This window comes from Streptomyces sp. rh34 (assembly GCF_002551245.1).
Classification (GTDB): domain Bacteria; phylum Actinomycetota; class Actinomycetes; order Streptomycetales; family Streptomycetaceae; genus Streptomyces.
Genome location: NZ_NTGZ01000215.1, coordinates 1 through 12,364 on the forward strand (window position 1 = coordinate 1; position 12,364 = coordinate 12,364).

The 12,364-nt window shown below is 71.9% G+C and carries 14 protein-coding genes; 6 read left to right on the forward strand and 8 right to left on the reverse strand.

Annotated elements, in window-relative coordinates:
- Positions 1-574, reverse strand: a 574-nt coding sequence (locus tag CR470_RS28865) for a hypothetical protein (protein ID WP_107489510.1), incomplete at its 3' end; no start/stop codon positions are given.
- A 238-nt stretch (positions 575-812) separates the two neighbouring features.
- Here CR470_RS28865 and CR470_RS28870 point away from each other — a divergent pair.
- The 4 genes from CR470_RS28870 (at position 813) to lnt (ending at position 5,299) form a co-directional block, all read left to right on the forward strand.
- The gene (locus CR470_RS28870; RefSeq protein ID WP_097870441.1) at positions 813-1,880 is read left to right on the forward strand and encodes a ferric reductase-like transmembrane domain-containing protein; all 1,068 of its coding nucleotides are present in this window, start codon (positions 813-815) and stop codon (positions 1,878-1,880) included.
- Between the two features lie 80 nt (positions 1,881-1,960).
- Positions 1,961-2,830: a universal stress protein gene (locus CR470_RS28875; protein WP_097870442.1), complete on the forward strand. Its 870-nt coding sequence runs from the start codon at positions 1,961-1,963 to the stop codon at positions 2,828-2,830.
- Positions 2,831-2,992: 162 nt separating this feature from the next.
- Positions 2,993-3,505, forward strand: coding sequence for a nuclear transport factor 2 family protein (locus CR470_RS28880; protein WP_097870443.1), 513 nt, complete (start codon positions 2,993-2,995; stop codon positions 3,503-3,505).
- A gap of 171 nt (positions 3,506-3,676) precedes the next feature.
- Positions 3,677-5,299 carry an apolipoprotein N-acyltransferase gene (lnt, locus tag CR470_RS28885; protein WP_097870444.1) on the forward strand — a complete coding sequence of 541 codons (1,623 nt, stop codon included), beginning with the start codon at positions 3,677-3,679 and terminating at the stop codon, positions 5,297-5,299.
- Here the strand turns inward: lnt and CR470_RS28890 are convergent.
- Positions 5,223-6,128, reverse strand: coding sequence for a Gfo/Idh/MocA family protein (locus CR470_RS28890; protein WP_097870445.1), 906 nt, complete (start codon positions 6,126-6,128; stop codon positions 5,223-5,225). The genes lnt and CR470_RS28890 overlap by 77 nt on opposite strands.
- Positions 6,129-6,263: 135 nt before the next feature.
- Here CR470_RS28890 and CR470_RS28895 point away from each other — a divergent pair, with 135 nt between their 5' ends.
- Together CR470_RS28895 and CR470_RS28900 are read left to right on the forward strand one after the other, a co-directional pair.
- The gene (locus tag CR470_RS28895; RefSeq protein WP_373561450.1) at positions 6,264-6,785 is read left to right on the forward strand and encodes a DinB family protein; all 522 of its coding nucleotides are present in this window, start codon (positions 6,264-6,266) and stop codon (positions 6,783-6,785) included.
- Between the two features lie 113 nt (positions 6,786-6,898).
- Positions 6,899-7,372, forward strand: a complete 474-nt coding sequence (locus CR470_RS28900) for a hypothetical protein (protein WP_097870447.1) — start codon at positions 6,899-6,901, stop codon at positions 7,370-7,372.
- Positions 7,373-7,402: 30 nt separating this feature from the next.
- Here CR470_RS28900 and CR470_RS28905 read toward each other — a convergent pair whose 3' ends face one another.
- From CR470_RS28905 to CR470_RS28930, 6 genes are all read right to left on the reverse strand, one after another.
- On the reverse strand, positions 7,403-7,930 hold the full coding sequence (locus CR470_RS28905; protein WP_097870448.1) for a hypothetical protein: 528 nt from the start codon (positions 7,928-7,930) through the stop codon (positions 7,403-7,405).
- 109 nt (positions 7,931-8,039) lie between these two features.
- Positions 8,040-8,723, reverse strand: a complete 684-nt coding sequence (locus CR470_RS28910; RefSeq protein WP_097870452.1) for a uracil-DNA glycosylase — start codon at positions 8,721-8,723, stop codon at positions 8,040-8,042.
- A 92-nt stretch (positions 8,724-8,815) separates the two neighbouring features.
- A complete protein-coding gene (locus CR470_RS28915) occupies positions 8,816-10,396 on the reverse strand; it encodes an ABC transporter substrate-binding protein (protein ID WP_097870449.1) in 1,581 nt (526 codons plus the stop codon).
- A 117-nt stretch (positions 10,397-10,513) separates the two neighbouring features.
- The gene (locus CR470_RS28920; RefSeq protein WP_097870450.1) at positions 10,514-11,269 is read right to left on the reverse strand and encodes an SDR family oxidoreductase; all 756 of its coding nucleotides are present in this window, start codon (positions 11,267-11,269) and stop codon (positions 10,514-10,516) included.
- Positions 11,270-11,289: 20 nt separating this feature from the next.
- The gene (gene fabG / locus CR470_RS28925; RefSeq protein WP_097870451.1) at positions 11,290-12,051 is read right to left on the reverse strand and encodes a 3-oxoacyl-ACP reductase FabG; all 762 of its coding nucleotides are present in this window, start codon (positions 12,049-12,051) and stop codon (positions 11,290-11,292) included.
- Positions 12,052-12,270: 219 nt separating this feature from the next.
- Positions 12,271-12,364 (reverse strand): DUF3037 domain-containing protein (locus tag CR470_RS28930; RefSeq protein ID WP_143663897.1); only part of this gene is annotated, 94 nt, incomplete at its 5' end.

Sequence of the window (12,364 nt, forward strand, 5' to 3'; positions counted from 1 at the left end):
GGACGGGCGGCGCGGGCACGGGCGGCGTCGCGGACCACAGCCGCCAGGCCGTACGCAGCGGGGCACGGACGAACAGCACCAGGCAGCGGCCCAGCCGGGCGAGGGCGACCTCGCCGCGCCACAGCCACCAGCCGCAGACCAGCCCGGCCACCGCGTGGGCGGCGGCCATGCCGAGGGTGAACGCCGTCCCGTCGAAGGCGGCCAGAAGCCCCATCAGGTCCGACGAGCCGCCGATCGGGACCTCGTGCGCGGAGTGGTTCATCGCGCCCGACGCACGGCGCCCGGCGCCCGAGTGGTGCGCGCCGAAGCCGGCCGGCAACCAGGACCCGGCGAAGGCGAAGAAGGCGTGCAGCCCCAACTGGCCCAGGACATGGGCCGCCACGGTCACCGGAGCGCTCCGCTCCCGCGCGGCGAGCCACCACCCCGCCCCGCACACCGGCAGCAGCGCGGCGGCCTGGACGAACAGAGGCAGGGGCGCGCCGGACATCAACGCGTGGCCGAGTCCGGACACGGCGACGCACACCACCGCGAACAACGCGGTGCGTCCGAGTCGGAGTGCGGTTCCGGCCCCCATGGCAACCATCGTGCCAGTCGCACCCGCCCAGGAGAGAAGAGCACCAGATGCCGAAACAACGGGAGTTCGCCTCGTTTGCCCCATCGACAGCACAGTGTGATCCACGTCACATCCAGATGCCGGGAACTTTTCCCTCGCCACGGCCGACTGCTCCAACAACGCGTCTGCGTATGCCTCGTGGCCCGGGGCCGCCGCATCCGCCCCCCGCCAGCCGATGCCCCCGCCCCGAAGAGGCCGCATGACGAACCCACTCCCCACCCCCGACCCGGCGGCGGCCGCCGAGACGCCCGGAAGCGCCGCGCCGACCACCGGAACCGAACCTGAAGCCGAGGCCACGGCCGCCTGCGGCGCCGCGCCGGACGACGGCCACGTCCCCGCCCCCCGGCGGCAGGGAGAGCCGAGACGGCCGACGCTCCGCTCCGACCTGCGGGCCTCGTGGCCCGACGGCCTGGTGGCGCTCCTCGTCACCGCGGCGATCTTCGTCCTGCTCTACCTACGCATCCGCAACAAGACCTCGTCCACGGTCACCGTGATGCCGTTCATGGCCGACGCGGGCGGCTTCTGGATGTACTTCCTCAGCCAGGCGTTCGGCTGGTCCGCCCTGCTCTGGGCCTGGGGAACCGTCATCCTCGGGCTGATGCTGTCCGGCCCCCGGCCGGGCCGCCTGCCGCTTTCGGGCTCCCGGCTGGAACGCCTGCACCGCACCACGAGCCTCAACACCATCGCCCTGATCGTGGCCCACGCCCTGCTGTTCGGGGCCGAACTGGTCCGCCACGACACCGCGTCCTGGAACTCCGCGGTCGCCACCGCCTTCGTGGAGGCCTTCGTCCCCGGCGGATACGACTCGGGGACCGGCCGGATCGCCATCCCCATCGGCCAGGCGGCCCTGTACCTCGCGCTCCCCCTCGGCCTGCTCTTCTACGTACGCCACCGCATCGGCCCCAAGACCTGGCGGGTACTGCACCGCTGCGTGATCGTCGTCTACGTCCTCAGCGTCTGGCACACCCTGCTGTACGGAACCAACGTCTGGTACGACGGCTGGTTCCGCACGAGTGTCTGGCTGCTCCAGCTCCCGATCGCCGCGCTGCTTCTCCTGCGTCTGACGCGGCCCGCCCGCCGGTCCGAAAAGCTGCCCGGCCGGCCCGGAGCGACCACCGGCGCCCGCACCGGGTGGGCCCTGCGGGTCGGCGGCAGGCTCTCCGTGGTGGCGGTTCTGGCAGCTCTGATCGCCGTCGTGGCCAGTGGCAGCGACGGTGGGCGCAGCACAGCCCCGGAGGACACCTCCTCCACCCACAACCACGACTGAGAGGCTGTCCGCCACCGCGGGTGAGCGTCGCCCGCTGCCACCGGTGAGAGCCGTCCGCCCGGCGACGTACGCTCGGAGGCATGACCACCAACGATCTTCCCGTGATCGCCGCAGTCGACGGCTCCACGCACAGTCGGCAGGCGCTCGACTGGGCCACCCACGAAGCCGTGCGGCGGGGGCTGCCCCTGCTGATCGTCCACGTCCGCCCGCTCACCCGGCAGGTGGACGAGGAGACCGGACGGCGTGAGGCGGAGACCCTCCTGGCCGAGTCCGTGCGCCGGAGCGCGGCCATCGCTCCGGAGCTGCGGCCCTCGACTCTGGCCCCGCTGGACTTCCCGTCGGCGGCCCTGGTCTCGCTCGGCCGGGACGCGTCGATGATCGTGGTCGGATCGCGCGGGCTCGGCGGCTTCCGCTCGCTCATGGTCGGTTCCAACAGCCTCGCCACCGCGTCGATGGCGAGCTGTCCCGTCGTCGTCGTGCAGGAGGACCGCCCGGAGGGGGACGACGACCGGGCCGGGGACGCGGGGGCCTTCACCGACATCGTGGCGGGAGTGGCCGCGGACGAGAGCAGCGAGGCGGTCCTGGAGTTCGCCTTCGCCACCGCGGCTTCCCGGCCGGGCGCCCGGCTGCGGATCGTGCACGGCTGGACGATGTTCTCCTCGATGCTCGCGGGCGGCCCCGTCCTGGACCGGCAGGAGGCGGCGGGCTCGGCCGCGCGGACCCTGGCCGAGCTGACCTCGGGGTGGCACGAGAAGTACCCGCAGGTGGAGATCGTCCGGGAACCGGTCAACGGTTCGGCCTCACGCACCCTGGTGACCGCGTCGGCGACGGCGGCCCTGACGGTGATCGGCCGCCGCAAGGGCGGCGAGTCGCTCGGGCTCGGGCTGTCCCCGGTGGCGCAGACGGCGGTCACGCACGCGCTGGGTCCGGTCGCCGTCGTGCCCTGCTGAGCCGCTCCTCCGTTTCCCGGTGAGCGAGCCGCTCCCCCGCTCCCCGGTGGGCCACCTCCCCCCTGGCTGCTCAGCGGTTCTCCCGTGCTCTGTCGAGTCGCCGCGGGCGTCCGTCGGTGCGGCCCCCTTGGCCCGGCGGGCGGCTTGGCGGAGACTTGACCGATGACACAGCGTGTGGCACTCGCGACCGTGATGGACCGGCTTGCCATCGATGAGGTGATCACCGGGTATGCGGTGGCCGTCGACGACGGGGCCTGGTCGGACTACGGCGCCCTGTTCACCCCGGACGGCCGCGCGGACTACCGGGGCGCGGGAGGCGTGGAGGGCCCGGCCGGCGAGACCGCCCGGTGGCTGGAGGAGTCCCTGCGCCTCTTCCCGGTACGCCAGCACCTGATCGTCAACCGCCGGATCGAGCTGGAGGATCTGGGCGGCTATACGGGCGACCGGGCCGAGGTGCGGGCCGACTACCTCAATCCGATGTGCCTGGCGCGGAAGACGGCGGGCCGCTCGGACGCGGACGCGCCGGACCGGGCGGATTCCGGGCAGGCGGAGGACGCCACGCCCGACTTCGTGACCGGCGGCCGCTACACCTTCGAGCTGCGACGCGCCGAACCGGGCTGGCTCATCCATACGGTCACCGTTCATGAGAAGTGGCGCCGGACGCCGGGCGTGTAGGACCCGTCGTCGCACCGCCCGTCACCGCCCGAAGGGCATCGGTTCCGTCCGCCGTGCCCCGCCCGGCCCGCGTCCTGTGTCCGGCGGGGATCGACTCCCCCACACTGGGTATCCAGGGGTTGACGCGCTGACGGCGACCGCCCGCCCGCGCACGACCGAGGAGGGCACGGCATGCGAATCCGGGGCGGGCGTCTCGCGATCGGCCGGGGCTCCGCCGGCGCGGGAACACTCTCGTCCCCCTGGGGCCGGGGCGCGGCGGCACTGCTCGCCGGGGCGCTGCCCGCGCTCGCCTTTCCCGCGCCCGGACTCTGGTGGTTCGCCTACGTGGCGCTGGTCCCCTGGCTGCTGCTGATCCGCACGGCGCACTCGCCCCGCAGGGCCGCGCTGGACGGCTGGATCGGCGGCATCGGGTTCGTCATCGCGGTGCACCACTGGCTGATGCCGAGCCTCCATGTCTTCATCGTGCTGCTGGCCGCCCTGGTGGGGGTGCTCTGGGCCCCCTGGGGGGTGCTGGTGTCCCGGCTGCTCGGCGGGTCTCCCTCCGCGTCGCGTGCCGTCGCCGCCGTGGTCGTCGTGCCCTGCGGGTGGCTGATGATCGAGCTCGTCCGGTCCTGGGAAGGGCTCGGCGGGCCCTGGGGGCTCCTCGGCGCGAGTCAGTGGGAGGTCGCCCCCGCCCTGCGGGTCGCCTCGGTGGGCGGGGTGTGGCTGGTGAGCCTGGTGGTGCTCGCGGTGAACACCGGCGCGGCGCTGCTGGTCGCCGACCGCGCGGCCCGGACGACGGCCGGCGTCCTGCTGGTGGTGTGCGCCCTGTCCGTCGCGGCGGTGTGGGTCTGGGCGCCCCGGCCCACGAGCACCGGCACGGTCAGGATCGCCGTCGTGCAGCCGGGCGTCGTGGAGGGGCCGGGAAGCGTCGCGCGCCGCTTCGACCGGGGCGAGGAGCTGACCCGTTCGCTGCGGGGCCGGGGCGTGGACCTGGTGGTGTGGGGCGAGAGCAGTATCGGTGCGGGTGCGTGGGAGCGCCCGGAAACCGCGCGGCGGCTGGCGGAGCTGTCCCGCCGGGTCGGCGCGGACCTGCTGGTCAATGTGGACGCCCGGCAGACGGACGGCTCGGGGCGGTCGGGGATCTTCAAGTCGGCGGTGCTCGTGGGCCCCGACGGGCCGACCGGGGACCGCTACGACAAGATGCGTCTGGTCCCGTTCGGCGAGTACGTCCCGGCCCGCTCCGTGCTGGGGTGGGCGACGTCCGTGGGGAAGGCGGCGGGCGAGGACCGGCTGCGCGGCGACCGCCAGGTGGTGATGACCCTGCCGGACGGGGCGCGGGGGCTTCGGGTCGGTCCGCTCGTCTGCTTCGAGTCGGCCTTCCCCGACATGAGCCGCCGGCTGGTGCGCGACGGTGCGCAGGTGATCGTCGCCCAGTCCGCCACCTCGACGTTCCAGGACAGCTGGGCCCCGGCCCAGCACGCCTCGCTGGGAGCGCTGCGGGCCGCCGAGAACGGCCGCCCGACGGTCCACGCGACGCTCACCGGGATCAGTGCGGCGTACGGGCCCCGGGGGGAGCGGGTGGGCCGCCCGCTCGGCACGGACGCGAGCGCGACAGAGGTGTTCGACCTGCCGCTGGCGCGCGGGAGCACGCTCTACGGCCGGCTCGGCGACTGGCCGGTGTACGGGGCTCTGGCGGCGCTCGCCGTGCTGTGCACGGTCGAGGGGCTGCGGGCGCTCAGGAGGCCTGCTCCAGGGCCTCCCGGACCACCCGCTCGCACAGCTCATGGGTCGCCAGGGCATCCCGGGCGCTGAGCGTCCCGCCCCCGCGTACGGCGTCGAGGAAGGCGTGAACACAGCTCTCGATGCCGCGCTGCCGGGCCACGGGGACCCAGTCGCCACGCCGCCGGACACTGGGTTGGCCCTTGTGGTCGATGACGTCCGCGAGGTTGAGGACCTGCCGCTTGGTGTCCTGGCCGGAGACTTCGAGGATCTCCTCGGTCGACCCGTTCAACCGGTTCATCATGCCGATCGCGGTGAATCCGTCGCCGGACAGCTGGAGGACCACGTGGTGCATCAGACCGTCCACGATCCGGGCCCGCACGGTGGTGTGGTCGACGACGCCCGGGGCCAGGAAGCGCAGGGTGTCGACGACGTGGATGAAGTCGTCGAGGATCATCGTCCGGGGGTCCTCGGGCAGTCCGACCCGGTTCTTCTGCATGAGGATGAGCTCGCGCGGGTGTTCCGCGCACTGCGAGTAGCCCGGGGCGAAGCGGCGGTTGAAGCCGACGGCGAGGCTGACACCGCGTTCCTCGGCGAGGTTCACCAGCCGCTCGGAGTCGGCGTACTCGTAGGCGATCGGCTTGTCGACATAGGTGGCGACGCCGGCTTCGAGGAGGCGTTCCACGATCTGCGGGTGCACGGCGGTCGGAGCGTGCACGAACGCCGCGTCCACTCCCGCGGCGAGGAGGGAGTCGAGCGTCGTGTGACGGCCGGCGGCCGGAACGCGGTGGGCGTCGCCGACCGCGTGGAGCGTGGCGGGGGTGCGGGTCTGCAGATGCAGTTCGACCCCCGGTACGGCGGTGAGCACCGGCAGGTACGCCTTCCGCGCGATGTCGCCGAGCCCGATGCAACCGATCTTCACGAGGTCTCCCTAGTCGCCGTGCCGCGCCGCTGTGCGCGGCTGTTCGCGCCCCGGCAGCATACGTCGCCACCGCCCTGCGCCCTCCTGCCGGTCGGTTCACGAATTCCCTGGCCAGGGCCATGATCATGAGTCACTATGGCGCCCATGACTTTTCCGGAACGCTCCGAACCCGCTCTCGACGCCGCCGAACGCCCCATGCTGGAGGGCTGGCTCGACTACCACCGCGCGACCATGGCCATGAAGTGCGCGGGACTGACGGACGCCCAGGTACGCGAGGCCTCGGTGCCGCCGTCCACTATCACGTTGCTCGGTCTCCTGCGGCACATGGCCGAGGTGGAGCGCGGCTGGTTCCGTGTGGTGCTGGCGGGCGAGGAGCTGCCGGACCTCTACTGCACCGAGGAGGCCCCCGACGGTGAGTGGCAGGTGACGGAGTCGGACACCTGGGCCGAGGCGGATGCCACCTGGCGGGCGGAGGTCGCGGCGGCCCGGAAGAACGCCGCCGCGTATCACCTGGACGACTTCTCCAAGGGCGTCGGCTCGGCGGGCGAGCCTTTCAACCTGCGCTGGATCTACACGCACATGATCGAGGAGTACGCGCGGCACAACGGCCACGCCGACCTGGTGCGCGAGCGCGTGGACGGCGCCACCGGCGACTGACGGCCGCCTCCCCGGCGGGCGCGGTCCGGGCGTCGCGCTGACCGGGTCACTCGTGCGGGCCATTCCCCGCCCACCGGGTCCCCGGAGGCCGGGCAGCACCGCAGAGTGGTCGGGTGCAGAGAACCAGAACAACCGCGAGCCTCCTGATCGGGCTGGCGGTCACAGCCGTCTCGGGCTGCGTAGCGGTGGAGCCCCGCGCCTTGCCCTCCCCGCACCCGGGCGCCACCGGGCCGGCCCAGGACGTGGCCCCGCAGATCGTGCAGCCACCCGCCCGTGAGGCCTTGGAGGCCGTGCCGGACCCGAGCCCGTCGGCGGCCCCGACGTCCTCCCCCGTGCCCCCGGCCGCCGGCTCCCCTTCGGATTCCCGGCACACCGGGCCGGCGGGGGCCTCCCGACCGCGGGATCACGCGGACCCGCCGGGGTCCCGGGAGCCTCGCCGGGTCCCGGGCGTCCCGTCCGTCCCCGTGCCCGCCCTGTCCCGTACTCCCGGCGGCGGGGCGGACGTCTGCGCGCTCGGCCGGGGGTACGGCGGCTGGCCCGCGGGCAGCCCGGAGTCCCGCATCTGCTCGGAGACGTACGGCCGCTGATGTTCCTGCCCCGCGCGGCCCCGCCGGGATTCACTGCTCCCGCATGCGGAGTTCCAGGCGGTCGATGGCGGCGCGGACCCCGCCGCCGTACCCGTCGTCCGCGAGCGACTCGGCCGCGGCGCGGGCCCGCCGGAGGTGGATTCGGGCCGAGTCGGGGCGCTGGAGCTTGAGGTAGTCCGCCGCGAGGTTGAGGTGCAGCGAGGGGTAGAACGCCCGGACGGCCGGGGTGTCCGGGCGGCCCGCCGCCCGGGCTCCGCCGCGTCCCTCGGTACCGCCCGGCCCCTCGCCGTCGCCCGGGCCCTCGTCGGCTCTCAGCCCCTCTGCGGCCGTCAGGGCGCGCAGGTCCCAGGCCAGCTCGTCGCCGGGGTCGTCCTGGGTGTCGGCCATGTAGTGCGCGAGGGTGCAGCGGTGCAGGGCGTCGCCGTCCGCTCCGAGCTCCGACCAGAGCGCGCCGAAGCGGTTGCGGGCTTCCTCCCTGTCACCTCCGTGGAGCAGCATGATCGCCTGGCCGATCCTGGTCATGACGGCGTCGTCGGACGCCTCCTGCTGCTCCACCACTGCGGTCTCCTCGTCGCCCGTCCAGCCGGTTGCCGTCGGTCCGACGCTAACGCCGGGCTTCCGCATAACCGGTCAGACACGGGCGTCGGGGCCCGTCAGCCGGGGTCCGTCAGCCGAGGTCGGGGATCCGCCAGTCGATCGGCTGGTGTCCCTGGGCGGCCACGGCCTCGTTGATCTGGGTGAAGGGCCGGGAGCCGAAGAACTTCTTGGCGGACAGCGGCGAGGGGTGCGCGCCCTTCACCACCACGTGGCGCTCCTCGTCGATCAGGGGCAGCTTCTTCTGCGCGTAGTTGCCCCAGAGCACGAAGACCGCCGGGTCGGGCCGGTCGGCGACGGCGCGGATCACCGCGTCGGTGATCTTCTCCCAGCCCTTGTTCTTGTGGGAGTTGGCCTCGCCACCCCGGACGGTGAGCACGGCGTTGAGCAGGAGGACGCCCTGCTCGGCCCACGGCATCAGATAGCCGTTGTCCGGGATCGGCAAGCCGAGCTCCTGCTGCATCTCCTTGTAGATGTTGCGCAGCGACGGCGGTGTCCTGACACCGGGACGCACGGAGAAGCAGAGCCCGTGCCCCTGGCCCTCGCCGTGATAGGGGTCCTGGCCGAGGACGAGGACCTTCACCTTCTCGTACGGCGTGGCGTCCAGGGCGGCGAAGACCTGCTCGCGCGGCGGATACACGGGCCCCTTGGTCCGCTCCTCCTCGACGAAGTCCGCCAACTCCTTGACGTACGGCTTCTGGAGTTCTTCGCCGAGGACGGCACGCCAGGACTCGGGCAGCAGGTCGATATCGGTCACGTCCACAACCTCCGGTGAGCAACAGGTTCTTGATCCCAGAACCTACCGGGCGCCACTGACAACGGACCCGGGGAGCCTCTTCCGTACGGCTGCTACCAGCTGGCCTTGCGGTACAGCTCCCACAGCTGCATCACGGTCTGCGGGTCGAGTGCGCGCTCGCCGCCGCCGATGTCCTCGCCCGCGGCGACGTACAGCTTGCCCTGCCACAGCGGCAGCAGGCGGACGTCCTCGACAAGGATCTCCTGGGCCCGCTCGAACTGCTTGCTGACCGCGCCCCGGTCGCTCTCCTGCCGCGAGGCGGGGATCAGCTGCTGGGTGATCTCCTTGTTGATGTACGGGGTGCCGGTGACGCTCTCCTTGCCCACGAAGGGCGCGATGAAGTTGTCGGGGTCCGGGAAGTCCGGGAACCAGCCGCGGCCGAAGACCGGGTACTCACCCTTGTTGAAGCCTTCCTGGAAGACCGTCCAGGGCTCGCCCTGCAGCGTGATCTCGAACAGCCCGGAGGCCTCCAGCTGCCGCTTGAGCTCCTCGAACTCGGGCTCCGTGGAGGAGCCGTACCGGTCGGTGGTGTACCAGAACTTCATCTTCACGGGTTTGGTGATGCCGGCCCCGGTGAGGATGTTCTTCGCCTTCTTCACGTCCGGGTCGCCGAAGGTGTCGAAGAAGCTCGTGGTGTGGCCGGCGATGCCCTTGGGGACCATGGAGTAGAGCGGCTCGGCGGTTCCCCGGTAGACCTTGGCGACCAGGGCGTCGCGGTCCACCACGTGGGCGATCGCCTTGCGGACGGCAGGGTTCGCGGCGGCCGGGTCCTTCGGGTTGAAGACAAGGAAGCGGATGTCCGCGCCGGTGCTCTCGACGATCTGGAGGCCGGCGTTGTCGTCCTTGTTGTCCTCCAGGCTGACGACCTCCTCGGCGGTCAGACCCCGGTAGGTGGCGTCGATCTCCTTCGCCTTGAGCGCGCTCACCATGTCGGCGGACTTCTCGAAGTAGCGGATGGTGACCGCGTCGTTCTTCCGGTTGGCGAAGCCCTTGTAGTCCGGGTTCCTCTTCAGCTCGGCGGTGGCCCGGTCCTTGTAGGACTCCAGGAGGTAGGGGCCGGAACCGGTGACCTTGCCGTCGTCGCGGATCTTGTCCTTGCGGTAGTCGCCGGGAGCGACGAGCGACATGGCGGGCGTGGCCAGGATGAACGGGAACGTGGCGTCGGACTTGTTCAGGTGGAAGACGACGGTGTCGTCGCCCTTGGTCTCGATCCGGTCCAGGGAGTCGAGCATCCCGGCCGGGCCGCCCTTGAAGTGGATGTCCACGATGCGGTCGATGGAGTACTTCACGGCCTCGGCGTCGAGCTTCTCGCCGTTGGAGAACGTGAGGTTCTTCTTGAGCGTGCACCGGTACGCCATGCTCGTGGCGTCGGTGAACTTGCAGGATTTCGCCGCGTCCGGCTCCGGGCTGGTGGTGCCTGAGGGAAAGCTCACCAAGGTCTGGTAAACGTTCCGCATCAGTTCCCAGGAACCGTCCCAGGCTGCCGCGGGATCGAGTGTGGACGGGGAGCTGGTCGTCCCGACGGTTATCTTCTGATCCGTTTCCGATCCGCTGTCGGAAAAGAGACCGCAGCCGGCCAGCAGAGAAAGGGAAGCTAGGGCTGCAGCAGCCTGCAGACTGGCCCGGTAGAACACGTGCACGCTCCTCGATCAGCCATGGGTCGGCAGACCATACCGCAGCGCCCCGCCGGGTCAATCCGCTGACCGGCGGGGCACTTGGCTCAATCAAGGCCAAACCGGTTCAGGCCGCTCTCAGCCCACGCCGGCGTTGAGGAAAATTCCCCCGTCGACCACGAGGGTCTGTCCGGTGATCCAGTCGGACTGGGCGGAGGTGAGGAAGGCCGCCGCGCCGCCGATGTCCTCGGGCACGCCGAGTCGGCCCAGAGGATAGGCGGCGGCCGCCTCCGCTTCGCGCCCCTCGTAGAGGGCTTCCGCGAACCTGGTCTTGACCACGGCCGGGGCGATGGCGTTGACCCGGACGACCGGGGCGAACTCGTGCGCCAGCTGGAGGGTCAGGTTGACCATCGCCGCCTTGCTCATGCCGTACGCGCCGATGAACGGCGAGGCGGAGACCCCGGCGACCGAGGCGATGTTCACGATCGACCCGCCGTTCTCCTTCTGCCAGGCCTTCCAGGTCTGCTGGGCGAAGCCCAGGGCCGAGATCACATTGGTCTCGTAGACCTTGCGGGCGACGTTCAGGTCGAGCTCCGCCATGGGGCCGAAGACCGGATTCGTCCCGGCGTTGTTCACCAGGTGGTCGACCCGGCCGAAGGCCTCCATCGTGCGCTCGACCGCCACGGCCTGGTGCGCCTCGTCGTGCGCCTTGCCCGCGATGCCGATCACCCGGTCGGAGCCGAGCCGCTCGACGGCTTCCTTCAGGGCGTCCTCGCCCCGTCCGGTGATGGCCACCCGGTCGCCGCGGGCGACGAGCGCCTCGGCGATCCCGTAGCCGATGCCCCGGCTCGCGCCCGTGACGAGGGCGACCTTTCCACTGTCCTGCACCGTCATGTTGTCCGCTGCCCTTCGGATCAGTTGAGGGGTCCGCCGGCCACGTACATGACCTGGCCGGAGACGAAGCCCGCGTCGTCGCCCGCGAAGAAGGCGATGGCGTTGGCGACGTCCTCGGGACGGCCGACGCGCTGGACCGGGATCTGGGTGGCGGCGGCCGCCTGGAACTCCTCGAATCCCATGCCGACGCGGGCGGCCGTCTGCGCGGTCATCTCCGTGACGATGAAGCCGGGCGCCACGGCGTTGGCGGTGACGCCGAACTTGCCGAGCTCCTTGGCGAGCGTCTTGGTGAGGCCCTGGAGCCCCGCCTTGACCGCGGAGTAGTTGGCCTGGCCCCGGTTGCCGAGGGCCGAGGAGGAGGAGAGCGAGACGATCCGGCCGAACTTGGCCTCGACCATGTGGGCCTGGACGGCCTTCGCCATCAGGAACGCGCCCTTGAGGTGCACGTTCATCACGAGGTCCCAGTCCGACTCGCTCATCTTGAACAGCAGGTTGTCGCGGAGCACGCCCGCGTTGTTCACGAGGATCGTCGGCGCGCCCAGCTCGGCGGCGACCCGCGCGACGGCGGCTTCCACCTGACCGGCGTCCGACACGTCGCAGCCGACGGCGAGCGCGGTGCCCCCGGCGGCGGTGATCTTCTCGACCGTCTCCTTGCAGGCCGCCTCGTCGAGATCGAGTACGGCGACGGAACGGCCCTCGGCCGCGAGACGTACGGCGGTGGCGGCGCCGATGCCCCGCGCCGCTCCCGTCACGATGGCGACGCGCTGCTCGGTGGTGGACATGCTTGGTTCTCCTCGCCCTTGGATCGCGGCTCAGCGGACGTCGGGGCGTTTCCCTGACAGAAAGACTCCCGATCACTGAGCAACCGCTTAGTACCTTCAGCAGACGAGACGCTAGAAGCCCTGGCACCCGGTGTCAACGGCGCACGCCCCGGCGGGCCGCACGTCACACCGGGCGGCAGCGCCCGCCGCTGCGCCGTCGCGGTCCCGCCGGGGCGTGGATCAGCGCACGAGGAGGTCGAGCAGCCGTGCCACCTCGCCGGCCGGGTCGGTGGTCAGGCCGCTGTGCACGGCGCCGGGCTGGACGACCGTGGAG

Coding starts and splice junctions, on each gene's coding strand:
- CR470_RS28895 (WP_373561450.1), top strand. CDS start 6,264: ATGGCGCCCATGACTTTTCCGGAACGCTCCGAACCCGCTCTCGACGCC.
- CR470_RS28870 (WP_097870441.1), top strand. CDS start 813: ATGACGAACCCACTCCCCACCCCCGACCCGGCGGCGGCCGCCGAGACG.
- CR470_RS28920 (WP_097870450.1), bottom strand. CDS start 11,269: ATGACGGTGCAGGACAGTGGAAAGGTCGCCCTCGTCACGGGCGCGAGC.
- CR470_RS28880 (WP_097870443.1), top strand. CDS start 2,993: ATGACACAGCGTGTGGCACTCGCGACCGTGATGGACCGGCTTGCCATC.
- fabG (WP_097870451.1), bottom strand. CDS start 12,051: ATGTCCACCACCGAGCAGCGCGTCGCCATCGTGACGGGAGCGGCGCGG.
- lnt (WP_097870444.1), top strand. CDS start 3,677: ATGCGAATCCGGGGCGGGCGTCTCGCGATCGGCCGGGGCTCCGCCGGC.
- CR470_RS28875 (WP_097870442.1), top strand. CDS start 1,961: ATGACCACCAACGATCTTCCCGTGATCGCCGCAGTCGACGGCTCCACG.